The sequence below is a fragment of the Actinomyces bouchesdurhonensis genome (genome assembly GCF_963540955.1).
GTDB classification, from domain to species: Bacteria; Actinomycetota; Actinomycetes; order Actinomycetales; family Actinomycetaceae; genus Pauljensenia; species Pauljensenia bouchesdurhonensis.
In genome coordinates this window covers 15,958-42,383 of sequence record NZ_CAUTSL010000017.1, presented here as the reverse complement: position 1 = coordinate 42,383, position 26,426 = coordinate 15,958, and the positions used below count along the sequence as shown (strand labels likewise).

Below are 26,426 nucleotides of genomic sequence, written 5' to 3'. Positions count from 1 at the left end.
TACCCGCAACCCCCGACCAACACCCGGTCACCCACACTCAACTCGGAAGAGCCACTTTACCGCGCGACAAAGCCGAAAAGTCGCCTTGCTAGCAACACGTTTTGTTCATCCTCCACATTGGCTCCCATCGCCTTCCACAGCGACTTTCACGCACCAGCAAGCCGAACACGCGCTACCCAACCAACGCACTGTGTCGATCATCCACGTCGTGGCCCGCCGCCTTCAACACCGACTGGGGTTGTGCGCAAGTTGTTGACGGTTTGTTTATGCGGCTTTTGTCCAGGCCGAACGGCAGCTGGGCCCTATAACTGGCTGCCTTAACCCCTCGATGCGCAGCTAAACCCTACTGGTGGCAGTACGGGCAGGCCGCCCACACTGCCATCCATCGGGTTAATGCGCACATCAAGGGGCGGACATTCCCACCCATGCGGTTGGGGTTGTGCGCAAGTTGTTGACGGTTTGTTTGTGCGGCTTTTGTCCAGTCCGCTGGGTGTAGTTCGTATTCGATGGGGGATTTGCCGCCGAGGCTGGTGTGGATGCGGCGGTGGTTGTAGAAGTCTTCGATCCAGGTGGCGACCCCGGTGTAGGCCGGGCCGCGCGCGGCCAAGCGCCGCCACGAAGAACGACTAGTGGACCGTGATGAGTTCCTTCGTTGCCGCGTGCCTTTGATTTGTCTCAGGGACACACACCAAACTGGATGAGCCTCGCGCCAGCAGGCCCCCATTAACCCGCACGGTGCCCGCGCAGCCGCTACCAACCAACAGGTGCGAATAAGCCGGGCACCCACTTTCCCGCAAGAACAGGGGAAAACAGGCCACCCAGCCGATGTCAGCCACACAACGGGCCGTATCCGTGTGAAATGAATATTGGAGCCGGCTATCGGACTCGAACCGATGACCTGCTGTTTACAAGACAGCTGCTCTACCAACTGAGCTAAGCCGGCGGCGCACACTAGTGTGCCACAGGTTGGCCCCTGTGCGCACGAGCGGGCCGACGCGCCGCTCGCCTGGGGCGTCCAGCGATGCGGCTCGTGGGCTGATCATAGTGACAGGCCCTGTGCTGGGGTGGGCACAAGAGATCGCTTCACCACTGCCACGCGCGGCACGGACAGAGCGCATAGTGGCGACCAAGACGGCTGTGGGGCGGAACCGGCAAATCGGTTCCGCCCCACACCAAGCGACGGGTCACGAAGAGCTGTCAGTCGTCTCTGAACTCTGCGTCTCGTCGGCGCTACCGTTGGAGGGTTCGGTCACTTCGGGCGTGACTGGAGTGCCAGTCTCCGGCGAAGCGGACTCGGAGAAGCCGTAGAGTTCCATGATGGTGGAGCGTAAGGCTGCGAGATCACCCGAGCGCGAGATGAGGGTGGAGTGGTCCTTGACCAGCTCGGGTGTACCGAGCTTGTTGGGATCACGCCCATCGACGGACGCTTCCTTCCACGCAGTGGAGGACGCTTGGAGGTAGGAGTCGACGGCATTGACTGGGAACGTGGCGATGACGTCGGAGGGGACACCGACCTCGGTGGCGATCTGTTTGACCTGCTTCCAGGACGAATCGAGGTTGTTGATTACGGCCCCGCTCTGTGCGTTGAACTGGCTACGGAAGTAGGCCATGAGAGCGTGATGGAACTCGATCCACTTGTCGGGGGCCTTTTGGGCGACGACCAGTGAGGCGCCGGTGGCCGGCTTGAGATACTCCATGTCAACGGTGATGACGGGTTGAAGTTCGAGGTTGTAGTGCCCCTGTGAGGCCCACGTGGTGAGATCGTTGCCGATGTATGCGTCCAGATCGGCGCAGGCGTGGCAGGAGTAGTCGAAGTACTCGGTGAGCGTGGGCAGGTTAGGATCGGCTTGGGCAGAAACACCGTTGCCGTTGACGACGATCGGGCGACCGTCGGCGAAGACGCCGAGAATCGTGGAAGCGTCGACGTTGCGCGCCGCGTTGATGTCAGCCTGTTGTTTCCAGATGACGCCGCCGACGGCCCCGACGACGGCCAGCACGATGGCGGCGACGGAGGAGATTACGATGATGCGAGTGCGGCGGTCGGCTCGCTCCTGTGCCAGGCGCATCTTGGCCGCTTTGGCGCGGACAGGATCGACGGTTGCCGGCTTCTTCTTTTGAGCCATGAACTCACCTTCCAGACTTAGTTGAATGTTGCAATAGTATCGGGCGGGGACGATGCACGCCTAGTGCGGCGGGCCTCCCGTGATGATGAACCACGTGCCGACCAGGAACCCGACACAGCCTACCGCGAGAAGGCCGCGACCCCAGAGCGGGCGCACGACGAAGCGTATTGACGTGGCGATCCCGACGCGCAGATCGGCTGCAAAAGGCATGAGCCAGGTGACGTAGAGGAGGGTTGTGACAAGCCCCCACACGACCACGATCCCAGTCGGATCACTGAGCCAGTAGTCGTCGCGTGACAGGCTGGGGGCGCCTGCCACGTCGGTAGGCCACGTCCACTGGGCAGACCCGTCATGGAAGTAGGACAGGAGAATCCATGCGCTGTATGGGATGAGGCTGGCGACGGCGAGAGCGAGAGAGCTGGTCAGGACGGACTTCACGAGCAGGATTGGGGACAGTGCAACAACGGCTGCGCCGTCACTGGATTTGGGGCCACGCAGCAAGTGGCGGCGCTCAAGCCACCTTTTCATCGCACCAACCAGACCGAAGGCTGTCAACGCGACGCCGACGGTCATTGTGCCGGCCACTCCAGCGATGAGGGGCAGTGCAGCAAGCACGGCGAGCAGGGCCGCGCCGGAGAGCCACGCGCCGCGACTCCAGGACGAGGCCATGGCCGCCTGCCCCGAGGGGAAGGAGCCCGGCTCGCCAGCACCGGGCGCCCACGCGGGGCAGGGCTGGGCCAGGGGCGCCGCGGGCATCTGGCGAGCGCCACCGGGAGCATACCCGCCGCGGGGGTCAGGGTAGCCCCCTTGGGGGCCTGGGTAGCCCCCTTGGGGGCCGGGATAGCCACTCTGGGGGGCAGGGGGCGAGGGGCGGTCATAGGGGGGAATGACCTCGGTCGGATCCGCGTCATCGACCGCCTGCCAGGTGTCGGCGGCATCATCATGCCAGGCGACGTCGTTGGGGTCGTCGTCCCATTCGTGCTCATCCCGTGCGACGGATGCCGTGTCGACCTGTTCGGTATGGTCGTTGGCGGCAGTAAATTCTGAAGCGTCGCGGCGCGCGTGAACAGGGTAGGCCACGGCTCGCGCGCCGGACGCGTCGGGACGTGAAGCCGCTTCGTCCCATTCGGGCGGCGCAGCGATTTCCTGGGGGTCGGAATTGATCGACTGGGTGCGCACACCTGTGTCGAGCAGTTGCGCCCAGTTGACGGTGACATAGTCGAGTTCGCCGGGTGCCCAGCCGACCGCACTCATGAGTTCAGCAACAATAAGAGAGGGCGAGGGACGATTGTCCGGGTCGGGAGCCAGCCCCCCGGCGAGCGCACCGGCGACCATCGGATGCAAGCCCGCCAGGTCGGGATCACCCTCAATGACGCGCAGCATTGTGGCGGTCACGTCACCCTTTCCGAACGGGGGGCGACCGGTCGCGCACGACAGGAGCGTCGCGCACCAGGCCCACCAGTCGGATTCTTTGGTGGCGTGGCCACCTTGAAGGAGCTCGGGCGCGGTGTATCCGGCCGTGCCGGATACGAGGCCGGTGCGCGTCAGGTGTTGGTCCTCCACGGCCATAGCGATTCCGAAGTCGATAAGGACTGGCCCGCGCGGCGAACAAATGATGTTCGAGGGTTTGATGTCGCGGTGGATGATGTTGGCGTGGTGGACGGCAGCGATCGTTGACGCAAGGTGATAGGACATGGCAGCAACGCCACGCAGCGGGATCGGCCCGGAGACGAGGATTTCCGCTAACGTCGGCCCGTCCACGTATTCGGAGACAACGAAGGGCTGACTGGCTTCGGTCTCAGCGTCAACGATATGGGCAACGAAGGGCGAGCGAACGGAGTTGACCGTGCGCGTCTCACGTTCGAGGCGGGTCCTGGATTCCTCGGAGGCCGCCAACGCCGGGTGCATGGCTTTCAGGGCGACGCGTGTGCCGCCCCCGTCTTCTGCAAGCCACACTGTGCCCGCGCCGCCCGTTCCGAGTCGGCGGATGAGCCGATAGCCGCCCAGTTCCTCGCCTTCTTCCACGCCCCCAGCCTACCGTCCCCCACGTTCATCTGTACCTACCCGCGCGAAGCGCCCAGGCCTCGCCGACAAAACGAGATGTTCACCACAGCATGTCGCAGCCGCAACAATCCACGATTCGACCCAGGCTGTACAGCCACAGCCAAGCGTGGTACTTTCACACCTAGTTGCGCACGCAGAAGGATTCTCGTTCGCACTCCGTGGGCGAAGACGCTCCACGGTCGCCCCACAACGGATCGTCCGGCACGTACCTGCCGGTGGGAAGGAATTAAACATGGCAACCGTTACATTTGATCACGCGACTCGCGTGTACCCAGGCGCTGACAAGCCTGCTGTTGACCAGCTGTGCCTCGACATCGCTGACGGCGAGTTCCTCGTCCTGGTCGGCCCCTCCGGCTGCGGTAAGTCCACCTCTCTGCGCATGCTCGCGGGCCTGGAGGACGTCAACGGCGGTCGCATCCTCATCGGCGATAAGGATGTCACGAATGTTCCCCCGAAGAACCGCGACATCGCGATGGTCTTCCAGAACTACGCGCTCTACCCGCACATGTCGGTTCGCGAAAACATGGGCTTCGCCCTGAAAATCGCGGGCGTACACAAGGACGAGATCAACGCACGCGTTGAAGAAGCCGCAAAGATCCTCGACCTGGAACCCTACCTGGACCGTAAGCCCAAGGCCCTGTCCGGTGGCCAGCGTCAGCGTGTCGCTATGGGTCGCGCGATCGTCCGTAAGCCCCAGGTGTTCCTCATGGACGAGCCGCTGTCCAACCTGGACGCGAAGCTGCGTGTGCAGACACGTACACAGATCGCCTCCCTGCAACGCGAGCTCGGCGTCACCACCGTGTACGTCACCCACGACCAAACCGAAGCCCTGACCATGGGCGACCGAATCGCGGTCCTGGCCGGCGGCCTCCTCCAGCAGGTCGGCACCCCCCAGGAAATGTACGAACGCCCCGCCAACGAGTTCGTCGCCGGCTTTATCGGCTCCCCCGCCATGAACCTGGGGACCTTCACGGTGGACGGCGAATGGGCGAAGATCGGCCCCGCCCGCGTGCGCCTCTCGGCTGCTACCCGCAACGCGCTAATCCCCGAGGACGACGGCAAGATCAAGATCGGTTTCCGCCCCGAAGGCCTGGATGTCGTCGACGCGACCGTCGAGGGCACCATCCCCGTCGAGGTTGATTTCGTTGAGGAACTCGGCTCTGACGCCTACGTGTACGGCCACCTGGTTGGCGACGAGAATGGTGAAGGCTTGGGTTCCGGCGCTGAAGGCACCGCCAAGCAGCTGATCGTGCGTGTCCCCCCGCGTACCGCCCCCGCCCGCGGCGGCGTTCTGCACGTTCGCATCCGCGAGGGCCAGCAGCACAACTTCTCGGCCTCCACGGGCGTTCGCCTGCCCGAGTGACGCGCAACTGAGCGCTCGCCTCTGACCAACCCCGGCCTCGTCCGTTCATCTCCCGGACGAGGCCGGGGTTCGTGTGTGAGCGCACGTCGTCTACGCCGCGAACAACCTGCCTCTTCCCCATCGAGTTAGGCACGAGGCCGGGGAGATGAGACAATGAGGGCATGGCTTTGGATATTACGGCTGCCGCGGTCGAACCCGCGCTCCTCGACCTCCCCTGGGATACACCGTTGGAGGCGTGGCCGTCATCCCTTCTCGCCGCGTTGCCTCGCGGCATTTCCCGCCACGTTGTGCGCTTCGTGAACCTGTCGGGCCGTGTCCTGGCGGTCAAGGAGATCGGCGAGACCGTCGCCCACCACGAGTACGACATCCTTCGTGACCTCTCGCGCTTAGACGCACCCTCCGTCGATCCCGTGGCGGTCATCACGGGCCGCGTGGGACGAGACGGCGAGGAACTCAACGCGGTGCTCATTACCGAGCACCTACAGTTTTCGTTGCCCTACCGCTCCCTGTTTTCCCTGTCGATGCGCGCTGACACTGCGACCCGTCTGATCGACGCGCTCGCGTTGCTCCTCGTCCGCCTGCACCTCATCGGCTTCTACTGGGGCGATGTCTCTTTGTCAAACACGCTTTTCCGCCGCGATGCGGGCGCATTCGCAGCCTATCTAGTGGACGCTGAAACCGGCGAACTCCACCCGAATCTGACGCCCGGTCAACGCGAATACGACGTTGACTTAGCGCGCACGAACATCATCGGCGAACTCATGGACCTCCAAGTCGGCGGTTACTTTCCCATGGAATCTGACCCCATTGACGTGGGCGACCGTATCCGCACCCAATACGACCTCCTGTGGAACGAGGTCACGGCCGCGGAGTACCTGCCCAACGACCAACGCCAGTACCTCGTCAATGAGCGCATTCGGAGCCTCAATGACCTGGGTTTCGACGTGGCGGAACTGCACATGGCTTCGGATGACACCGGCGAGCACTTGGTGATTCAACCGAAGGTGGTCGACGCCGGTCACCATAACCGCAAGCTCATGCGTCTAACGGGCATGGATGTGGGCGAGCACCAGGCACGCCGACTCCTCGCCGACATCGACGTGTGGCGCGCCACCCACGACATGCAGGACGAGCCCTTGGAGACGGCCGCCCACAAGTGGCTCACCGACGTGTTCACGCCCGTGGTCCGAGCCATTCCCAGCGAGCTGGCTGGCAAGCTCGAACCCGCGCAGCTCTATCACGAATATCTCGAACATCGGTGGTACATGGCGCAGCAGGCGGGCCACGACATCCCGCGCGAGGAGGCCCTCGCCTCCTACATCACCAACATCCTGCAGTCGAAACGCGACGAGGCCGTCTTGCTCGAACCCGGGCCGGGGCGTTCGTCTCTGTTCAGCGCGGCGACACACCCGGACCTATGGTGATGGGGTGGCAGACCCCGCATCGTTCACGCTAGGAGCATCCATGTCTGATTTCCCCCGCATTATTGCCCACCGTGGCGCTTCTTCGTTGGCACCAGAGAACACGATTGCCGCGTTCTCTAAAGCCATGGAAGTTGGCGCCCGCTGGTTTGAGTTCGACGTGGACATCACGGGCGACGGCTCCCTGATTGTCATTCATGACGACACACTGGACCGCACGACCACCGGTTGCGGGTCGTACTATCAGTTGGGTTACTCCGATATTCGTCGCCTGGATGCCGGCCGCTGGTTCTCCGACACCTACCGTTTTGAACGTATTCCCGAGGCCGCCGACGCCCTCGCTTTTGCCCACGCCCAGCAGATGGGCGCGAACTTGGAAATCAAGCCCTGCGGCGGCGGGAAGCGCCTGCGTGAACGCCTCATCGAGGCTTTAGCGGTGACGATGCGCGGCGAGAAGGTCCCCTCGCGCCTGATTGTTTCCTCATTCGACCATGAACTGCTCGCCGCCTTCCACGAGGCCTGCCCGAGTGTCGCGCTCGGGTGGCTGATCGAACGCGCCCACGACGAGTGGCGTGTTGGGGCGGTCGCCTTGGGCGCAACAGCGATCCATCCGGGCGTTGAGGGACTCACTGAAGGCGACGTGCGCGCCATGCGTGAGAGCGGCTTCGAGGTCAACGTGTGGACCGTCAACGACGTCGAACAGGCCCGCGAGCTCGCCTCGTGGGGCGTCACCGGGATTTTCACGGATCGTCCCCAGGATTTCCCCGCCTGGGCGTTGGCGCGCTAGAGGCAGTGGGCGCGGCAACGCGTTAATCCCCTCAGACGAACGGTCGGGGTCGCGTGCGCGACCCCGACCGTCTCTCGTTTTGCGTTAGATTCCTCGCTTATGCTTCGCCTGCACGGCGCGCAAAACGCTTCGAGACGTGCTTGGCCAGCGACAGTTCCGCGATGGAATCTACCACCATGAGGCCGCCGACGATGCCCGCGAAGCGCATCCAGCCAGAGCGGGGGGCGGGGGCGCGTACTGCGGACACTAGCATGGCGACTCCGACGACGGCCTCGGCCGCGACAGCCGCGTGGATGATCCAGGGGCGTTCAACGGCGACGGATTCGTAGGAGTTCCATAGGGGCTTGACCATCGACTGCGGCTGGCCCATCATGATGTCGACGCTGCGCCCGATCGCGTTGGAGATGCCGCGCGCTAGGTGTACGGTGATGCCTTCAACGTCCTCGATGTCCGTGGTTCCCAGCAGGAAGCCGGCGACGGCGCCGGGAAGACCCAGGGCGCGCACGACCTTCCACACGGATTCTTCGCCCGTCGTTGCCACGGATGCCCACAGCGCGTCGGCGTCGGCTCCGGGCACTGCCTGGGCGATGGACAGCAGGTCGAGGCGGTCGCCCACCAGGTCGATGACGTCGCCGGGCAGATCGATGGCCTTGTCGTGGCCGCCAGGAACAATGGCTGCGTCCATGCCCCAGTTGTGCGACACGATGTGCTCAAGATGATCGTCGGTCACCAAGAACACCTGGAATTCGCCATCCGTGACGGACAGGGTGACCAGCGGCAGGTCGCCAAAGTTCCACCCTTCCTTTTCGGCGGGTAGTTCCGCGAGCAGCGCGCGATGGTCGTCGGCCAGCTCAAGATCACCCAGATCGATGCCTTCCAGGGCCGCGAGGAGCGGAACGGACGAGGCCGGGGTGCGACCGATCTCGACGATGCGGGTGGACGTGGACTCAGCGGCCTCGTCGCTGGCATCGTCCGATGGCCACACTGCGCCCAGTGGCGAACCGCCTTCGGGTAGGTGGTCGGCACTGGCGTTACCGATGCGCACCTCAGCGTCAAAAAGGACGGCGAGATCATCGGCCAGTTCAGCGGGGGTCGGTCCGGGGAAGACATCGCTCCCACCTGCGGGGACGGTAGCGATGTGATCGTTCGCAACCGCGACATTGAGGCCGAGCATTTGCGGCGACGAGGGGAACCATTCGAGCTGAGCAAGGATTGCGCGTTCTTTGAGTTCTCCGGCGACGACGGCGGGATCCAAGTCGTGGCCGATGATCATGCCTTCAATGCGGGTCCAGTCCTGGGCCATGTCACTACCTTCCTGTCGGTGGTGATGTTGTCTCACCACACTTTGTTCCATTGTGACGCGTGGCTCGCCATTCTGCTCGCCCGCGACGGCGCGTCAGCGCCTTTTACAGTTGTGTGCCTCCCCATTCAACGACGGTGAAGCCGTTGCGCATCGGCGTCGAAGCGAATTCCTGCGGCGTGACCGCCTCGTCCGCTTGCGCCGCACGGATCGTCATAAACACCCGAATGAAGGTGTCGGGCGCAACCTGATTGCCGGCCTCGTCCGCGAACGAATAGGTCACCTGCTGCGTGTAGGAGGAGGCGTCGAAGGAGATGAACGTGTACTCGTTCGCGCGGATTTGCGGTGCCCAGAACGTGATGAAGTCGGCTGCTTCTTGATCGTTGAGGCCCAGCTGTCCCAGTTTCTCCTCCAGGAACGGCACCGCATCCTCACGCGCGACGACGAAGCCCTGCTCGGGCGCTTCCTGCCACACAGGCCCATCCCAGAACAAGGACGGGTAGGTGCGGCCGCTCGCGTCAGTCAGCGTGCCGTCGGGCGCGGCGTCCACTGTCCACGAGGCCTGGACCCCTTTGTCTGTCTGCACCTGGCTGCCCGGAGCCGGGTAGACCGTCTCCAGCTCGCCCGCGACATCCAACGTCACCGTCAGCTGTCGCTCCTCCTGCGGATACAGATACAAGACCGGCTTGTAAACGTAACCCTCTGTAGAAGTCGGCGAGGGATGAGGGGCGACGCTATGCGTTGGCGCGGGTGAAGACGTCGGAATCGGGGAGGGACCGAGTGTGGGGTTACCCATCGGCGAGCATTTGTCCCCCGAGCACTCATCCTGGAAGGCGGGAAGTACTCCGAACATGAGCACGACAGTGCCAACAGCGGCTGCGACGAGGACCGATACGATGGCAATAATCGTTTTCCTCATGACTCCTATGTCCTTTTCTTGGCGGTCGAGCATCGGGCGCTCACTCACGCACGACAACCGCTTCGCGTAACCCCATCATAAGCGCTCCCTTTCCGCGCTTTCAACGACCTAACCCTCCAGAGGTATCTGGACTCGTCCTTGCCTCCTCGAAATGAGACGATGAATGAGTCGCAGGCAGGACGCTGCTATCCTGGCCGGTTACGCGGCTCCACGGACGCAAGGGGAGCCGCACCCCTCACCTGAAAGCAGCTATCATGCCTCTCCTCAGCATCGCAGCCATCGCCGTCGCTGCCACTGTCTTTGTCGTCCTGTTTCTGTGGGCGAGCTTCGTCTCCGCGTCTCCAGGCGAGATTAAGGTGATCTCCGGCCCCCGAGGCCAGCGCGTGCTCCACGGTAAGACGGGTTGGAAGGTCCCCCTGCTGGAGCGCGTGGACACGATGACCGCCTCGATGATTTCCGTGGACGCCCAGACCACGGATTTCGTCCCCACGAACGACTACATCAACGTGCGCGTCGACGCGGCCGTCAAGGTCCGTATCGCGACCGAAGACCAGACGCTGTTCCGCGCGGCGACTCGTAACTTCCTCTACAAGACGACCTCAGAAATCTCCGAGGAGGTGCGCGACACCCTGGAGGGCCACCTGCGCGCCATCATCGGCCAGATGCGACTGACCGACATCATCACCGACCGCGCGGCCTTCTCCGAGCGCGTCCAGGAGAACGCGAAGCAGGACCTGGAGGAGATGGGCCTCCTGATCGTCGCATTCAACATCCAGAACGTCACCGACCAGAACGGCGTCATCGACAACCTCGGTATCGACAACACCGAGCAGATCCGCAAGACCGCGGCCATCGCTAAGGCGAACGCGCAGAAGGAGGTCGCGCAGGCGACCGCCGTCGCTCAGAAGGAAGCCAACGACGCGCAGGTCGCCTCCCAACTGGAGATCGCCCAGAAGCAGACGGACCTCGCCAAGCGCCAGGCCGCCCTGAAGGTCGAGGCCGACACCGAGAAGGCGAAGGCAGACGCCGCCTACGAGATTCAGTCGCAGATTCAGCGCCGCGACATCGAGCGTGAGACCGCGCAGGCCGACATCGTCAAGCAGGAGCAGCAGGCCGTCATCAAGGAGAAGGAAGTCGTCGTCACCAAGCAGGCCCTGCAGGCCGAGGTGAACGCGAAGGCCGACGCCGAGCGCTACGCCGCCGAGAAGAAGGCCGACGCGGCCCTGTACGCGCGTCAGCGCCAGGCCGAGGCCGAGGCGTTCGAGCGCACCAAGAAGGCCGATGCCGACAAGCAGGCCATGCTCGCCGAGGCGCAGGGTATCGAGGCTCGAGGCCGCGCCGAGGCCTCCGCGATCGGCGCGAAGCTGACGGCCGAGGCCGAGGGCCTCGAAAAGAAGGCCGAGGCCATGACGAAGATGAACCAGGCGGCCGTCCTGGAGATGTACTTCCGTGCGCTGCCCGAGGTGGCGCGCGCCGTGGCCGAGCCGCTGTCCAAGGTCGACACCATCACCATGTACGGCGAGGGCAACAACGCGCAGATGGTCGGCGATATTACGAAGTCGATCAGCCAGATCAACGCGGGCCTGGGCGATTCGCTGGGTCTGGACCTGCAGCAGCTGTTCTCGGCTCTCCTGGGCGCCAAGCTCGTGTCCCCCACGATCTCCGAGGCGGTCGAGGAGGGCGTGCGCGACGCGGCCTCCCCGAAGCCTGCGCAGCAGTGAGGCTCATGCTCGACGCGGGCGGCCACCTGTGAGGCGTGCGCGACGCCGCCTCCCCGAAGCCTGCGCGGGGGTGAGGCGCGTGCCCAACGCGGGTAGCCACCTGTGAGGCGTGCGCGCGAAGCGCGCCCGAGCGTGAGGTGCGACCACGCGTGAGGCGGGCTCGTGATACGGGGCGGCTCGTGATATGGGGCGGCTCGTGATACGGGGCGGCTCGTGATACGGGGCGGCTCGTGATACGGGGCGGGATCCTACGGGATCCCGCCCCGTTGCTATGCCCAGCTTTCCCGCCGTCGGTGACCCACCCCGCTATCGGCTCCCCACGGCACTGTTACACCCGCCTCCCCCACAAAAGTCGCACGTAATTTAATCTGGTCACTTTTTGAGATAGCTAGAAAACGTTGCAATTCCAACGATGCTATTTCATACTTTTAAGTAGCCGCGGGGGAATTACGTGCGACATTGGTGGGAAACCATCATGTGTCGCGATCTGGCTTCCCGGCATTACAAGCACGACTAGAATCCAGCCGAACCTAGCGAGAACCTAGAGCAAAAAAGCCACCAAAACCCTCCACACGACGTAGCCACCTACTTATACTTAAGTATGGAACGCATAGCGAAAGGCTCCCTCCTCGTGAGGGTTGGCGCTGCCCTGAGCACCCTTGTCATTCTCGGCGTATCAGGACTGGCGTACCTATTGGTCGCCGACGTGTACGACATGTATCCGCAGCTCGCGTATCGCGCTATTTTTTAAGTCCTCGGCGCGCTCATCCCACTCCCGCTCGCATTCTTCTTCGGTCTTGTCACAGTGCGCCACACGCTGTCACTACACCGGCTGATGGCGAGCGCAGCGAGATGCATGTGGGGCTTCTTCGGGCTCTTCCTGCTCACCTGGCTACTTGAGGGACTCCTCATCGGAGAGGCTCCCGGCCCCTTCATGTACGTGTGTGTCGGCACTCTCATCCTGTCGGCAACAATCGCGCGCCTCCTCACGCTCGGCGCACGCGCCGCGAAATCCTCATAGGGCCAGGTCGGGCTTCGAGATCGACCACTCCGAGCGAAGCTCGCGTGTGGCGATCTCGCGGGCGGGACGCCGCCCACCGGCACACACAGAGGCCAGGCCCAACAAGGCAGGCCACGCGGCGGCCGGAGATCTGTCGGGGCAACGAACAACACGAAGCCGCCCGGCCCCACAGGGACCGGGCGGCTCACACGTCAGGCCGCTAGGCGACCATCAGCGAAGGGTTCAGCGCATCTGGGTGCCAGTGGCGCCCAGGCGCTCGCAGGCCTCGACGACGCGCGCGGCCATGCCGGCCTCGGCCGACTTGCCCCACGTACGCGGGTCGTACTGCTTCTTCACGCCGACCTCGCCGTCGATCTTAAGGACACCGTCGTAGTTGCGCATCATGTGGTCAACGACCGGGCGGGTGAACGCGTACTGCGTGTCGGTGTCGACGTTCATCTTGATGACGCCGTTGGCGACAGCGGTGGCGATCTCCTCGGCGGTGGAGCCGGAGCCGCCGTGCATGACCAGGTCGAAGGGACGGTGGTCGAGACCGAAGTGCTCAGCGACCTCCTTCTGGATGGTGCCGAGCAGCTCGGGACGCAGCTTCACGTGGCCGGGCTTGTAGGCGCCGTGCACGTTGCCGAAGGTCAGAGCGGTGATGTAGCGGCCGTTCTCACCCAGGCCCAGGGCCTCAACGGTCTTGATGCCGTCTGCGGTGGAGGTGTAGAGCTTCTCGTTGATCTCGCCAACGACGCCGTCTTCCTCGCCGCCGACCGCGCCGACCTCGATCTCGAGGATGGTGTTGGCCTTGACGGACTTGGCCAGCAGTTCCTTCGCGATCTCCAGGTTCTCGTCGAGCGGAATCGCGGAGCCGTCCCACATGTGGGACTGGAAGGTGGGGAGCTTGCCTTCGGCGACCTGGCCGGCCTCGATCTCGAGGAGGGGACGGACCCAGGAGTCGAGGTTCTGCTTGGCGCAGTGGTCAGTGTGCAGGGCCACGGTGATGCCGTAGTTCTTTGCAACCTCGTAGGCGTAGGCAGCGAGGGCCAGCGAGCCGGTGACGCGGTTCTTGATGGTGGAGCCGGAGCCGTACTCGGCGCCGCCGACGGAGATCTGGATGATGCCGTCGGACTCGGCCTCGGCGAAGCCCTGGAGGGCGGCGGTGATGGTCTGGGACGAGGTCACGTTAATCGCGGGGTAGGCGAACTTGCCATCCCGTGCGCGATTCAGCATCTCTGCGTAGACCTCAGGGGTTGCGATAGGCACTTGGAGCCTCCTAATCGAGCGACAGTTTTGTCGAGATTGATTGTCTCACATTTTGCAAGAGTGGGAAGGGGATGGAAGTCCCGTTCGGACAGGGGCTTTTCTTCCCACGGTAGCGTGTGGTAGGCGTATCGCCGGGCCGAACTCTCGCGCGCTCCCCGGACGGTCGTGTGCTCGTTTGACGAGGCGTGGGCCGCGCCTCCGGGAGCGGGCCGCCAGGCGGGTGGCTGGTTTAAGCGTGGGAAGGAGCGGCGAGGCGCGAAGCGTGCGCCCACATGACGATGGCGGCGGCGTGGCCGACGTTCATGGAGCGCGTCGAGCCGCGCTGAGTGATGGCCACGACGACATCGCACGCGGCACGCATGTCCATGCTCAGGCCCGAGGCCTCGGAGCCGAAGACGAGGCACGCGCGCTCGGGCAGGACCGCGGTTTCCAGGGCTATGGAACCCTCGACGTTGTCGACGCCGACGAGGGTGAGGCCCTCCCGCGCACAGTGCTCGACGAGTTCGCTCACTTCACCACGGTGATCCACCGGCAGGTAGCGGTCGGTGACCATTGCGCCGCGGCGGTTCCAGCGCCGACGCCCCACGACGTGCACGCGCCGAGCGCCCAGCGCGTTCGCCGTGCGCACGATGGATCCGATGTTGAAGTCGTGGTCCAGGTTTTCCACGGCGACCTCGAAGGGCAGGGAACGGGCGGCCACATCCGCGCGGATCGCCTCCATCGTCCAATAGCGGTACCGGTCTTCGACGTTGCGCCGATCCCCCATCCGCAGGAGCTCGGGGTCGTAGCGCTCCCCCACCGGCCAGGCGGCCTCGCCTCCGGGCCACGGCCCGACCCCCACCTGCCCGCGGGAGGGGGTCCCGGCCTCGTCCGCCGGCGCTGCGCCGACGGGGGCGCCCTGACGCGCGATGTCACACCCGTTTTCGAAGTCGTTCACGAATCCCACCCTAGCGGGAACGTAGAATGGTGGCATGAATCCGCTGATGAACGAAGAAACAGCATTGAGCGAACTGCCGCCGGTGAGCGCATGGCTCTCCGACATGGACGGTGTCCTGGTCAAGGAAAACCGCGCTCTGCCCGGCGCGAATGAATTCCTGGCAGCCCTGCGTGCCAACAACATCCCCTTCCTGGTCCTCACCAATAACTCGGTGTTCACCAACCGCGACCTGTCCGCCCGCCTGGCGAACTCGGGCTTGGACATCCCCGAGGAAAACATTTGGACGTCCGCGAACGCCACGGCCGCGTTCCTCCAGCAGCAGTCTCCAGGCTCGACGGCCTATGTGATCGGCGAGGCGGGCCTGACCACCGCGATCCACTCCGCCGGGTACGTGATGACGGAAACGGACCCGGAGTTCGTGGTGCTCGGCGAGGTTCGCTACTACGATTTTCATGCCTTGACTCACGCGATTCGTCTCATTGAGGGTGGCGCGAAGTTCATTGCGACGAACCCGGACGTGTCCGGCCCCTCCGACGAGGGAACCCTGCCCGCGTGCGGCGCGATCGCCGCGATGATCACGGCGGCCACCGGCAAGCAGCCTTATTTCGTTGGCAAGCCGAACCCGGTCATGATCCGCGCCGGCTTGAACAAGATCGGCGCCCATTCGGAGCGGGCCGCGATGGTCGGCGACCGCATGGACACGGACGTGCGCGCCGGCGTCGAGGCGGGTCTGCGCACGCACCTGGTCCTGTCGGGTTCCACGGCCCGCGAGGACGTTAGCAACTACCCGTTCCGCCCCTTCGGTATTCACGAGGGTATCGGCGATCTCGTTGAGTTCGTCGAGGCGGCCCGCTGACCCCCGTCACGTAAAGGAAACATCATGACCAACGATTCCCACAAGGCGCGCCTGGCGGCGCTCGTCCAGGAGCTGTCCGTCATCCACGAGAAGGTCACCCTGGCGTCGGGCCGCGAGTCCGACTTCTACGTCGACATGCGCCGCTCGACGCTGCACCACGAGGCGGCTCCCCTCATTGGCCACGTCATGCTGGACCTCCTGGAAGAGGCTGGCTTCGCGGTGGGCGAGGAGTACGTGGCCGTGGGCGGCCTGACGATGGGCGCGGACCCGGTGGCCACCGCGATGCTGCATGCCGCCGCCTCGCGAGGCCTGGACCTGGACGCCTTCGTCGTGCGTAAGGCGGCGAAGGATCACGGCATGAAGCGTCGCATCGAGGGTCCGGACGTCGTGGGCAAGAACGTCGTCGTCCTGGAGGACACGTCCACGACCGGCGGTTCCCCGCTGGAGGCGGCGCTCGCCCTGCGTGAGGCGGGCGCGAACGTGGTGGCTGTGGCCGTGATCGTGGACCGCGCGACTGGGGCGAAGGAACGCATCGAGGCCGAGGGCTTCCCGTACTTCTACGCGCTGGGCCTGGAGGATATTGGCTTGGCCTGATTGTCCCCTACGGATTGACGAGGCCGGGGCTGGGTTCTGCGAGGACCTGGCCTCGGCCTCGTCTGTGCTTGTGCGCCCTCACATGTGTGGGACGGCGCGCATGGCGCGCGCGGTCACCCAGCGTGGGGCGAGCTTCATGGCGCCCATGGCGACCTTGTAGGGAAGGGTCGGGGTGACCTGGACGCGGCCCGCGCGCACGGCGCCCAGGGCTTCGGTGACAACCTGTTCGGGGTTGGCCATCAGCCACGAAGGTGTTGAGGACATGTCGACTCCGGCGCGCTCGAAGAAGGGCGTGCGCACGGGGCCTGGGCACACGACGGTGGCGGTGATGCCGGAGCCTGTCAGCTCGGCGGCGAGGCCCTCGGTGAAGGCGACGACCCAGGCCTTGTGGGCGGAGTAGGTGCCCGCACCCGTGCGCGAGGCGACTGAGCCGACGTTGAGTATGGCGCCGCGCCCGCGCGATCGCATGGAGATACCAGCGTGGTGGGCCAACGTCATGACGGCGCGGACCATGACGTTCAGGCCGTTGATTTCGCTCTCGAGGCTGTTGTCCAGGAACGCGGTTCCCAACCCGAATCCGGCGTTGTTGACGAGGAGGTCGACGGGCGCCAGGTCCGGCTTGTCGCGGTCGGCGGGGCCTCCCACGTCGAGGCGGGCGGCGACGCGGGCGCACCCATCCTCGGTGGACAGGTCGGCGGCGATGACCTCGGCGCGCACGCCGGCGACGTTCGTGAGCGAGTCCGCGAGCGCGCGCAGGGCGTCTTCGCGGCGCGCAACGAGGACCAGGTCGTGGCCTGCGGCGGCCAGCTGCCAACAGAATTCTTCACCAATGCCGGAGGTCGCTCCGGTGACCAGCGCTGTTCCCATGGGGGAAGTGTAGCGCCGCGTGGTTCGGGCAGCACAAGGCCGGGGCGCGCTCACGCGGTGTCTCGCGAGTGCGCCCCGGCTCATCGTGTCAACGGGTTCGGATCAGGAATCCGGCTCCGCCTCCGGCGAGCGCGGCCGGGATGACGAGGAGAAGCAGCCAGTAGGGGCTCCATCCTGCCGATCGGCCGGACTCGGCCGATGTGGCGACGGGCAGCGCCGCGGCGGCCGAGTCGTTCGAGCCGTAGGCGGTGGCCTCGGGTGCAGCGCTCTGGGGGTTCTCACCGCTTTGGGCGCCGCTGCCCGCAACCGCAGAGAGGCTGGGCGTGGCCGCCGGCGCGGCCTTGGGGGCGCTCACCGGGCTGCCTCCCGACGACGCTGTCGGCGCGGAGCCGGAGCCGGACGTCGTCGCGGTCCCTCCCGCGGAGCGAACGACGCCGCCGCCAGTCGTACCAGTGGGAGCAAGCCTGCTCAGGGTCTTGCCCTGCGCACCGTTCGGCGCGGGTGAGGCACCCGGGGTCGTGCGTGCGCCGGGCGCGGGGTCATCGCTCGACGCGGGCGCGGGGTCAACGCTCGGCGCGGGGTCCGGGGAGGGCTCCGGGCTGGGCGCGGGTTCCGGCGTGGGCGTGGGCCCCGGTGAGGGCCCGGGCGTGGGCGTGGGCCCCGGTGAGGGCCCGGGCGTGGGCGTGGGCCCCGGTGAGGGCGCGGGCGCCGGGTTATCTCCGGGGGCGGGGTCGGGCTGCTCGTGGTGTCCGCCGCGCACGATCACGGTGAATGCCTGCGGCTCGGCCAGGACGCGTTCGCCGCTGCGGCCCCCCACCTCGATGCGGTAGGTGCCGGGCGCGGAGAATACCCAGTTGCCGTGCATGTGGGTGGCCTCGGTCGTGTGGACCACGCCGTCACCCTTGGTGGAGTCGAAGTGGACGGTTGCGCCCGCGCCGAAGGTGCCGCCCTGGAAGAATGCGACGCGCGCGCCGGCGGGGGCCTGCGCGAGGTGCAGGGTCAGGTCGGCGCCCTCGGGCAGGGCCGCGTAGTCGATGCCCTCAGTGGACAGGCCGGGCCACACGATGTCGCTGTTTTGCGTCTCGGGCAGCACGTAGGTGGCGGCACCCACCGGTCCGAGCACGTCGTAGCTCGCGTCCGACAGGGACGCGGGGCGCACGAAGCGCGCGTTGGGGGCGACAGCGAGGGTGGTCGATCCCAGGGTGCGCAGCACGGAGGTTCGCGCGGCCGTCAGGGAGTCGTCCTTGACGGCGAGCCCGTAGGTGGTTCCGTTCTCACCGGTCGCCTGGGTTAGGCGCACGTCCAGGTGGCCTCGCGCGATCTGGACGGGGTCGGAGAGCAGGGACGAGGCCGGGGCCGGGGCTTCCTCGTCCCCGTGGCCGGGCACGGGGCTGGGATCGGGCGTGGGCGCCGGTTCGGGCTCCTCGGGGGCGGCGGCTCCGTCGCGCAGGTTGAGCATGGCGGTGAGGCCGACGTGGTCGCCGACGGTGACGTCGGAGGCGTCGGCGACGGTCATGATGGCGTCGGAGAGCGGGTGGGGGCGCAGGGTGACGCGCATGTACATGGGGTCGGACTGGCACACGCCGAGGTCCTGCGGCTTCGTATCTATTCCGCCCGCTCCGAGGGTGCCTTCCATGGAGCACCAGGGGCTGAAGTCGTACTTGGACTCGAGGAATTCGATCTTGTAGGTGGCGCGCAGGGTCGGGTCTGCCGCGCGCACGGTGGCCGTGTACTGGTCGGTCGTGCCGGGAACGAGGTCGTAGGAGACGTCGACGCGCCGCGAGGAGACGGGCAGGTGGTCGGGGTTCCACACGGGCGCAGGATCCGGGTTGGAGGGGCCTAGGATCGTGTCGCCTCCGCCAACCGTCACGGGCTCGGTGTCCTTTTGAGAGTACTGGGCGGGCTGGGAGATCCAGCGTGCCGAGGCGGAGTCTCCGGGGATGTAGATCGCCTGGACCGCGGCTGCGTCGGCGCCCAGGAGCTCGGAGACGGTCGCGCGGCCGCCTTCGACGACGGCCTCGGTCAGGAAGTAGCCGTTGACGGTGATCCATGCGCGCCCGCTATCGGTGGCGACGCCCGTGTCGATCGTGATGTCGGTGAGGTGGTTGTCGCCGGGGTGGGCGCGCTCCGCGTGGTGAGACAGGGTGAGCGTCGGGGCGGCGGCGTTGCCGTCCGCGCGCTCGGCGCGGGCGGAGTTGTAGGCGGCCTCGATGTCCTTAATGGTGCCGTCGGCGGGGTTCGCGCCGCCGACCTGCCAGACCAGCGGGGTGATCGGCGAGGAGTAGATAGCGGTGCCGTCGGCGCTGCGAGCGGTCATCTTGTAGTTCGCGACGTAGCGACCCGGCTGCGTGAAGGTCGTGTACAGGTGCGTGTGGCGGGGGTTGTAGACGCTGCGGTAGGCGGTGTCATGGCTGGAGAGGAAGCGGTTGACGCTGTCTCCGTTGTCGATGAACATCTCCATGCGTCCGGGCCCCTCGACGCTGATCAGGTCGAGGGTGTAGGTCTCGCCCTCGAACTTGTCGGTGTCGCCGATCTCGCCGGCGCCCAGGCCCGCCCAGATGGGCGTGTTGCCGGGGCCGGGGTTCTGGGGAGCGGCGCTGAGGACGGTGCCCTCGGCGCCGAGGAAGGACAGGTCGGGCCGGCCGGCGGGGACGACGAGCTGTGACTTGGCCTCGTCTTTGTCGCCGGTGCCGGTCCACGCCTTGGGGATCCACAGGGCGGTTTTCTCCATCGGCATGTTGATGGTGTTGAGCGAGAAGCTGTTGGTGTCGTCGTGCCAGACGGGGATGGGCGCATCGACGTGTTGTCCGGTGACGATCCATTCCTTGTCCTGGTCCGGGCCGGCCCACGCGGCGGCGGGGGTCAGGGCCAGGAAGAGAGCGAGCGCCGCTGTACTGATGCGTCGCAGGTATGACATTCGGGTGCCTTTTCTAGCTATGTTGCAAGTGAGAACCATTATCACTCTAAACAAGTGCGCGCACAACTCACACCACTCAGGCATGTTTCACGCATGTTTCACGCAGCCACTCCCCCGACCCACCGATAGGCTCACACCCATGAGATTCGCGACCTGGAACGTCAACTCCATCCGCACGCGCGTCGACCGCGTCATCGCCTTTCTTGAGCGCTCAGGCACAGACGTGCTGGCCATGCAGGAGATCAAGTGCCGCCCCGACCAGTTCCCCACCGAACCTTTCGAGGAGGCGGGCTACCACGTCGCCATCCACGGCATCAACCAGTGGAACGGCGTCGCCGTGGCCTCGCGCCTGCCGATCCTTACCATTCAGGACCACTTCCCCACCCAGCCCGCCTTCGGCGAACCGCCGGTCGTCGAGGCGCGCGCACTCGGCGTCACCATCGACACGACCGACGCCCTCCCCTCCCAGGACAGCCAGGCCTCGTCGATGACGATCTGGAGCCTGTACGTGCCCAACGGCCGCGAGCTCACCCACGCGCACTACGCCTACAAGCTCCAGTGGCTGGCCAACCTCGCGAAGCAGGGCCGCGGCTGGCTCGCCGACCCCGACGCGCGCATCGCCCTGGTCGGCGACTGGAACGTCGCTCCCCTGGACGAGGACGTGTGGGACATGAGCGTCTTCGAAGGCTCCACCCACGTCTCCGCCCCCGAGCGCGAGGCCTTCGCCGCCTTCGCCGCGGACGGCTGGGTCGAGGTCACGCGAGAGCGCGTCACGAACTACACCTACTGGGACTACCAGAAGCTGCGCTTCCCGAAAAACCAGGGGATGCGCATCGACTTCGTCTACTGTTCACCCGCCCTCGCGGCTCGCGTGAGCGGCGCCGCGATCGACCGCGACGAACGCAAGGGCAAGGGCGCCTCCGACCACGTGCCCGTCATCATCGACGTCGACTAAGAGAGGCGACGAGGCCGGAACTCACTCTCGCACGCAGGCAAGGGTCAGGGCCGCGGTGCTGGAACGCAACTAAGTAAGACCCGCTTACGCGCGTCACCACAACACTCAGGATCGTTCGCGCGCAAAAGCCAACAGAGAGGCGTTGAGGCTGGCCCAGTTGTCGTGATGCCACGGGCCGAAAGGTTGCGCGCCGACGAAGACCGCACTCGCGCCTAGGTCCGGGTCCGCCCACACAAAAGACCCTGACTGTCCGAAATGCCCGATCGTTCGCTCCGAGGCATCGGGAGCGGTCCAGTGCGGCGACTTCTCCCCGCGAATCTCCAATCCCAAGCCCCACGGGCACGGAGCGAAGCGCCCGTAGCCAGGAACGACGCCCGCGAGGGCAGGAAACTGGGAAAGCCCGGCGAGAGCAGCCAGCGGAGCGCTCACCAGGGTCGGGCGCGCCAGCTCCGCGCCGAAAAGACTCAGGTCGCCCGCCGACGCGACACCAGCGTGCGCGGGACTGCCCGGAATATCTGCCGTCGTCATGCCGAGCGGCTCGAAGACGCTGCGCCGCACCCACTGCGCGACACCCATGCCGGTCGCCCCGGCCAGGACCTCGCCGAGGACGTCGAAACCCTCGTTGGAATAGATCCGGCGTTTGCCCGGCGCTGCAACGGGGCGACGCCCCTCGAAGGGCAAGCCCGAGGCATGGGCGAGCAGGTGACGAATGGTTGCTCCTTCGGGACCGGCCGGATCATCAAGGCCGATGAGTCCCCGCTCAACGGCGACGAGGGCAGACCACGCGACGATCGGTTTAGTGACAGAGGCGAGAGGAAAGACACGATCAACGTCGCCGTGAGAATAGAGAACGCCGCCCTCGACACGAAGGACGAGGGCGACGTCGAATGACGGTAGAGGGCCAATCACGCGGTGGCCACCGGAGCGGGCGCGGATTCTGCTGCCGCCGTCGTCTTCTCGCTGATCTTACGCAGCGTGCGCGCGTAGACTTCAGCGACTTCCTCGGGAACGGATGCGCCGAGCTGCAGCACGTAGTGCGCGGGCAGGTGCAGAAGCTGAACGCACACGGCTAAGAAGTCCGCAACAAACTCGCGGGCGTCGATGGGCTCGTCGTTGTAGCGAGCCGACACGACCGAGCCATACCAGTAGCGGATCAGGATCTTTGCGAGCGTACGGGGGGTAGTACCGATGTCGGCACCCTCCTCGTCGACGAAGCTCTGGATCATGACGGTCAGAGCTTCCTCCATCTGCTGAGTCCGGAACTTGTAGTGGATATGCGCAGGATGGGCCTCCGACGAGGACTCCGCCCACAGCACGCAGTCCAGGGCGATGGCCGCGTCCGCGCCAGGCTTCATGGCGAAACGCATCTCGCCTACAGCCCAGTCGACGAACGAACCAGCGGTGATGCCGCCTTCGTCGAATCCGCCCTCTACTTCGTCGTTAATGGTCACGTCAAAGAGCGCGTTCATTTCCTCGTGGCGCTGAATCGCGCTACGCAGGATCGCTTCCTTCGACGGGAAGTGATAGACGACGGCGGGGTGCGAAATACCGACTCGACGACCGAGGTCACGCAGAGAGAAGCCGTTATAGCCTCGCTCTGCGATCAGGACCATCGCTGCCGAGAGGATGGATTCACGCGTTGCCTGTCCGACAGAATAGGCTCCACGGGCCTTCCTCTGGGTTGTCATATCATCTCCTGCTGTTGCGGGCCTCACATACCGAGAGTCCGAAATACACACTGGTATTTAGTGTAGCGCGCAATGTCAGGGTTTACCAACATTCATGACAAGGCCATCAATCGTGTCGTTAATGTCAACTGTCACATTCTGCCCATCCTGGACATGCCCACCCAGCAGAAGAACGGCCAGACGATCGCCGATCTCACGCTGAATCAAGCGGCGAAGCGGTCGCGCACCGAAGGCCGGATCATAGCCCACACGCGCTAGCCAGCCGCGAGCAGGTTCACTAACTGTCAAGTTAATTCGACGATCGGTAAGACGCTTTTGGAGCGAAGCAACCAGCAGGTCAACGATCTCTCCAAGATTTTCGCGGGTCAGGGCGTCAAACATGACGGTCTCATCCAACCTATTGAGGAACTCGGGTCGGAAACTGGCCCGCACGACCGACATGACCGCATCTTTCTTCCCCTCCGCCGTCAAATCAGGGTCCGCAAGATATTGCGAACCAAGATTAGACGTCAAAATCAGAATCGTGTTGCGGAAGTCGACCGTTCGCCCCTGCCCATCAGTGAGACGCCCATCATCGAGGACTTGCAGGAGGATGTCGAAAATCTCAGGGTCAGCTTTCTCCACCTCATCCAGCAGAACCACGGAATAAGGACGGCGACGCACGGCTTCAGTCAGCTGACCACCCTGCTCGTAACCCACGTATCCCGGAGGAGCTCCGACCAGGCGCGCAACCGAATGCTTCTCCGAGTACTCAGACATGTCGATACGCACCATAGCGCGCTCATCATCAAAGAGAAACTCTGCGAGAGACTTGGCCAGCTCCGTCTTACCCACGCCCGTAGGACCCAGGAACAGGAAGGAACCGGTGGGACGATTCGGATCAGACAGGCCCGCACGCGAGCGACGCACGGCATCAGACACTGCTCGCACGGCATCTTTTTGCCCAATGAGCCGCTTACCCAGTTCACTCTCCATGTGCAAGAGCTTCTCCGTCTCGGTCTGGAGCAGCTTACCCGTCGGGATTCCCGTCCACGCTTCGATCACCTCGGCGATCTCGGTGGGGCCAACCTTCTCAGCGATCATCGGCTCATCAGTGGAGACCGCCTCCTGCGATGCGACCCGAGCCTCCTCCTGCGCAATCTGGCGCTCGACGGCAGGAATCTCGCCGTTCTGCAGGCGACCGGCTTCCTCCCAGCGCCCCTCGCGCACGGCGAGTTCGAGCTGAGTGCGCAGCGTATCGAGCTGGACACGCAGATCACCCACACGGTTATGGCCTGCCTTCTCGGCCTCCCACCGGGCAGTAAGGGCACGCAGCTGCTCCTCGCGGTCCGCCAGGTCCGCGCGCAGCTTGCTCAAGCGATCCTGGGTCGCCTCGTCGAGGCTCTCCGGGTCGGACTCAGTCAGGTAGGACTCCTCCATGCGCAGGCGATCCACGCTGCGGCGCAGCTCGTCGATCTCCACCGGGGAGGAGTCGAGCTCCATGCGCAGACGCGAGGCGGCCTCGTCAATCAGGTCGATGGCCTTGTCGGGCAGCTGACGACCCGTGATGTAACGATTCGACAGGGTCGCGGCAGCCACGAGCGCACCATCGGAAATGGTCACCTTGTGGTGGGCCTCATACTTGGGGGCGATGCCACGGAGGATGGCGACCGTATCCTCGACCGAGGGCTCACCGACGAAAACCTGCTGGAAGCGGCGCTCCAGCGCCGGATCCTTCTCGATATTCTCGCGATATTCGTCGAGCGTGGTCGCACCCACCATGCGCAGCTCGCCGCGCGCAAGCATAGGCTTGAGCATATTGCCCGCATCCATGGCACCCTCGGAACCACCGCCCGCACCAACGACCGTGTGCAGCTCATCGATGAAGGTAATGACCTGCCCATCCGAACGCGCAATCTCAGCGAGGACCGCCTTCAGGCGCTCCTCGAACTCGCCGCGATACTTGGCTCCGGCGACCATCGAGGACACATCCAGGGAGATCAGACGCTTATCACGCAGGGATTCGGGGACATCGCCCGCGACGATACGCTGTGCCAGCCCTTCGACGACGGCGGTCTTACCGACACCGGGTTCGCCGATGAGGACCGGGTTATTCTTCGTGCGCCTCGACAAGACCTGGACGACGCGTCGAATCTCGTTGTCTCGACCGATGACCGGGTCGAGCTTGCCCTCGCGCGCCACCTCGGTCAGGTCGCGGCCATACTTCGCCAAGGCCTCGAACGAACCCTCGGGATCAGCCGAGGTAATCGGGTCAGGACGCAGCTGGGCGAGCGCCTGCGTGAGCGCATCGGCCGACGCGCCACCCTGGGTCAGGATTCGACCAGCCTCGGTGTCCGAGGCGGCCAGAGCGATGAGCAGGTGCTCAGTCGAGACGTACTGGTCACCCCCCTTATCCGCAAGCTGTTCGGCTTCCTGGACAGCGCTGAGCAACGCACGCGAGGCCTGGGCGGAGCCAGCGGATACCCCCTGGGTACTCGGAAGGGCTACCAGGGCATTTCGTGTGCGCGCGCCAATCATGCGCGCATCCGCACCCACGGCCTCGAGCAAGGACAGAGCAATGCCCTCGCGCTGCTCAATGAGAGCCTCAAGCAGGTGAATGGGTTCAACCTGCGGATTACCGGCCGCCGACGCGGCCTGGAGCGCCGAAGCAACGGCTTCGTGCGCTTTCGTTGTCATCTCATGTGCCATGAGATCATTCCTCCAAATGGTTCGCAATTGTCGCGTCGACGATTCCCGACGCTTCTAAGGGACATAACGAACCCAAAGTTGAGTCTATTCCACTCAACTTCAAGATGAGAAACGACGCCGCGACTCAGTTCTCAGGAAGCCACGCAGGACCATCAAAACCGCGCTGATGCCCACCCGACGGACCCGAATCCTGCCCATCCTCAACCCCATAACGCTCCGCGAGCGCACGGAAAAGTTGCAACGTCGTCGCCAGCGCACACATCACCTGCTGCACCAGCTGCGCATCCGTCGCCCCATACTCGTAATCACCATTGACCTCAGCAACCACGCGATCACCCTCAAGCTGCTCTGCCACGTAAGCCTTGGGCCACAGGAATTCCCCGTGCCACGCCTGGAGGAAATCGCGCAAATCATCCCCATACTCCAGAGGGATAAGCTGCTTCATGAACGCAACAATCGACAAAACCTCACGCGAATCACCGAGGAAACGGAAGCAGAACAGGTGCCCCTCCCACAGGCCGCACAAGTCGCCGTCATTGTCAATGCGCCATGCCCAACCTTCAGAGTCGAAAAGCAACCCCAGACGCTCTTGCGTGATGGGACGAACCATATCGAAGCGATTGGCTTCGAACTCCGAATTACCCGTTGCGATTCCTTCCACCGTCGCTGCGTTGCTATCCTCCCATTGTTCCACATCGGAAGGCACACCGTCCGTCGGTTCGGCGCGGCGAGGCGACTCCTCGCCGTCGGCTCCACCGTCGGCATCCGCCCGCCATAGCCAGCCCATGATGACTCACCTACTCGTCTCTCTCATCCTTGACGCGCCACTGCATCACAACTTCGGAGACGTGAGCGCGTCGACCGTCCCGACACGTGAGCTTTATACGCACATCCATCGGCCGCCTCCTCGCTCGCCACATCATGCCACCAGCGTGTGTATCGCCACACCCTCACAGT

At 64.9% G+C, this 26,426-nt stretch carries 21 protein-coding genes and 1 tRNA gene; 9 read left to right on the top strand and 13 right to left on the bottom strand.

Annotation, left to right across the window (positions count from 1 at the left end; genetic code table 11):
* Window positions 1–867: 867 nt before the first annotated feature.
* From RYL44_RS04540 to RYL44_RS04530, 3 genes are all read right to left on the bottom strand, one after another.
* Window positions 868–943: transfer RNA gene (locus RYL44_RS04540), tRNA-Thr, on the bottom strand.
* Window positions 944–1,184: 241 nt separating this feature from the next.
* Window positions 1,185–2,123 carry a DsbA family protein gene (locus RYL44_RS04535; RefSeq protein ID WP_314975214.1) on the bottom strand — a complete coding sequence of 313 codons (939 nt, stop codon included), beginning with the start codon at window positions 2,121–2,123 and terminating at the stop codon, window positions 1,185–1,187.
* Between the two features lie 60 nt (window positions 2,124–2,183).
* On the bottom strand, window positions 2,184–4,148 hold the full coding sequence (locus tag RYL44_RS04530) for a serine/threonine-protein kinase (RefSeq protein WP_314975213.1): 1,965 nt from the start codon (window positions 4,146–4,148) through the stop codon (window positions 2,184–2,186).
* 271 nt (window positions 4,149–4,419) lie between these two features.
* On the opposite strand from RYL44_RS04530, the gene RYL44_RS04525 reads away from it, so the two are divergent.
* The 3 genes from RYL44_RS04525 to RYL44_RS04515 all read left to right on the top strand — a co-directional run bounded on the left by RYL44_RS04525 (window position 4,420) and on the right by RYL44_RS04515 (window position 7,758).
* Window positions 4,420–5,550 (top strand): ABC transporter ATP-binding protein, encoded by a 1,131-nt coding sequence (locus tag RYL44_RS04525; RefSeq protein ID WP_314803966.1) that lies wholly within the window; start codon window positions 4,420–4,422, stop codon window positions 5,548–5,550.
* Between the two features lie 161 nt (window positions 5,551–5,711).
* Window positions 5,712–6,974, top strand: coding sequence for a DUF4032 domain-containing protein (locus RYL44_RS04520; protein WP_314975212.1), 1,263 nt, complete (start codon window positions 5,712–5,714; stop codon window positions 6,972–6,974).
* A 40-nt stretch (window positions 6,975–7,014) separates the two neighbouring features.
* Window positions 7,015–7,758 (top strand): glycerophosphoryl diester phosphodiesterase, encoded by a 744-nt coding sequence (locus RYL44_RS04515; protein ID WP_073982908.1) that lies wholly within the window; start codon window positions 7,015–7,017, stop codon window positions 7,756–7,758.
* A gap of 97 nt (window positions 7,759–7,855) precedes the next feature.
* On the opposite strand, the gene RYL44_RS04510 is transcribed toward RYL44_RS04515, so the two are convergent.
* Together RYL44_RS04510 and RYL44_RS04505 are read right to left on the bottom strand one after the other, a co-directional pair.
* Window positions 7,856–9,061 carry a hypothetical protein gene (locus RYL44_RS04510; protein ID WP_314975211.1) on the bottom strand — a complete coding sequence of 402 codons (1,206 nt, stop codon included), beginning with the start codon at window positions 9,059–9,061 and terminating at the stop codon, window positions 7,856–7,858.
* 103 nt (window positions 9,062–9,164) lie between these two features.
* A complete protein-coding gene (locus RYL44_RS04505) occupies window positions 9,165–9,977 on the bottom strand; it encodes a hypothetical protein (protein ID WP_073983008.1) in 813 nt (270 codons plus the stop codon).
* 254 nt (window positions 9,978–10,231) lie between these two features.
* Between RYL44_RS04505 and RYL44_RS04500 the strand changes: the two genes are divergently transcribed.
* From RYL44_RS04500 to RYL44_RS04490, 3 genes are all read left to right on the top strand, one after another.
* Window positions 10,232–11,698, top strand: a complete 1,467-nt coding sequence (locus RYL44_RS04500) for a flotillin family protein (protein WP_314975210.1) — start codon at window positions 10,232–10,234, stop codon at window positions 11,696–11,698.
* A 601-nt stretch (window positions 11,699–12,299) separates the two neighbouring features.
* Window positions 12,300–12,449, top strand: coding sequence for a hypothetical protein (locus tag RYL44_RS04495; RefSeq protein WP_314975209.1), 150 nt, complete (start codon window positions 12,300–12,302; stop codon window positions 12,447–12,449).
* 84 nt (window positions 12,450–12,533) lie between these two features.
* Window positions 12,534–12,719 (top strand): hypothetical protein, encoded by a 186-nt coding sequence (locus RYL44_RS04490; protein WP_314975208.1) that lies wholly within the window; start codon window positions 12,534–12,536, stop codon window positions 12,717–12,719.
* Window positions 12,720–12,941: 222 nt separating this feature from the next.
* Here RYL44_RS04490 and fbaA read toward each other — a convergent pair whose 3' ends face one another.
* Together fbaA and RYL44_RS04480 are read right to left on the bottom strand one after the other, a co-directional pair.
* Window positions 12,942–13,967, bottom strand: coding sequence for a class II fructose-bisphosphate aldolase (fbaA, locus tag RYL44_RS04485; RefSeq protein ID WP_314975207.1), 1,026 nt, complete (start codon window positions 13,965–13,967; stop codon window positions 12,942–12,944).
* A 229-nt stretch (window positions 13,968–14,196) separates the two neighbouring features.
* Window positions 14,197–14,940: a TrmH family RNA methyltransferase gene (locus tag RYL44_RS04480; RefSeq protein WP_314975206.1), complete on the bottom strand. Its 744-nt coding sequence runs from the start codon at window positions 14,938–14,940 to the stop codon at window positions 14,197–14,199.
* A gap of 10 nt (window positions 14,941–14,950) precedes the next feature.
* On the opposite strand from RYL44_RS04480, the gene RYL44_RS04475 reads away from it, so the two are divergent.
* Window positions 14,951–15,760: an HAD-IIA family hydrolase gene (locus RYL44_RS04475; RefSeq protein WP_390883786.1), complete on the top strand. Its 810-nt coding sequence runs from the start codon at window positions 14,951–14,953 to the stop codon at window positions 15,758–15,760.
* Window positions 15,761–15,784: 24 nt separating this feature from the next.
* Window positions 15,785–16,354, top strand: a complete 570-nt coding sequence (pyrE, locus tag RYL44_RS04470; RefSeq protein WP_009648946.1) for an orotate phosphoribosyltransferase — start codon at window positions 15,785–15,787, stop codon at window positions 16,352–16,354.
* A 78-nt stretch (window positions 16,355–16,432) separates the two neighbouring features.
* Here pyrE and RYL44_RS04465 read toward each other — a convergent pair whose 3' ends face one another.
* Both RYL44_RS04465 and RYL44_RS04460 read right to left on the bottom strand, forming a co-directional pair.
* Window positions 16,433–17,221, bottom strand: a complete 789-nt coding sequence (locus tag RYL44_RS04465; protein ID WP_314975204.1) for an SDR family NAD(P)-dependent oxidoreductase — start codon at window positions 17,219–17,221, stop codon at window positions 16,433–16,435.
* Between the two features lie 88 nt (window positions 17,222–17,309).
* The gene (locus RYL44_RS04460; RefSeq protein WP_314975203.1) at window positions 17,310–20,138 is read right to left on the bottom strand and encodes a choice-of-anchor M domain-containing protein; all 2,829 of its coding nucleotides are present in this window, start codon (window positions 20,136–20,138) and stop codon (window positions 17,310–17,312) included.
* A gap of 139 nt (window positions 20,139–20,277) precedes the next feature.
* Here RYL44_RS04460 and RYL44_RS04455 point away from each other — a divergent pair, with 139 nt between their 5' ends.
* Window positions 20,278–21,093 (top strand): exodeoxyribonuclease III, encoded by an 816-nt coding sequence (locus tag RYL44_RS04455; protein ID WP_314975202.1) that lies wholly within the window; start codon window positions 20,278–20,280, stop codon window positions 21,091–21,093.
* A gap of 105 nt (window positions 21,094–21,198) precedes the next feature.
* Here RYL44_RS04455 and RYL44_RS04450 read toward each other — a convergent pair whose 3' ends face one another.
* The 4 genes from RYL44_RS04450 to RYL44_RS04435 form a co-directional block, all read right to left on the bottom strand.
* The gene (locus RYL44_RS04450) at window positions 21,199–22,002 is read right to left on the bottom strand and encodes a serine hydrolase domain-containing protein (RefSeq protein WP_314975201.1); all 804 of its coding nucleotides are present in this window, start codon (window positions 22,000–22,002) and stop codon (window positions 21,199–21,201) included.
* Window positions 21,999–22,781, bottom strand: a complete 783-nt coding sequence (locus tag RYL44_RS04445) for a TetR/AcrR family transcriptional regulator (RefSeq protein ID WP_073982913.1) — start codon at window positions 22,779–22,781, stop codon at window positions 21,999–22,001. Before RYL44_RS04445 ends, RYL44_RS04450 begins: the two co-directional genes overlap by 4 nt.
* Window positions 22,782–22,856: 75 nt before the next feature.
* On the bottom strand, window positions 22,857–25,469 hold the full coding sequence (gene clpB, locus RYL44_RS04440) for an ATP-dependent chaperone ClpB (RefSeq protein ID WP_073982914.1): 2,613 nt from the start codon (window positions 25,467–25,469) through the stop codon (window positions 22,857–22,859).
* Between the two features lie 124 nt (window positions 25,470–25,593).
* On the bottom strand, window positions 25,594–26,256 hold the full coding sequence (locus tag RYL44_RS04435; RefSeq protein WP_073982915.1) for a type III secretion system chaperone family protein: 663 nt from the start codon (window positions 26,254–26,256) through the stop codon (window positions 25,594–25,596).
* Window positions 26,257–26,426: the final 170 nt, after the last annotated feature.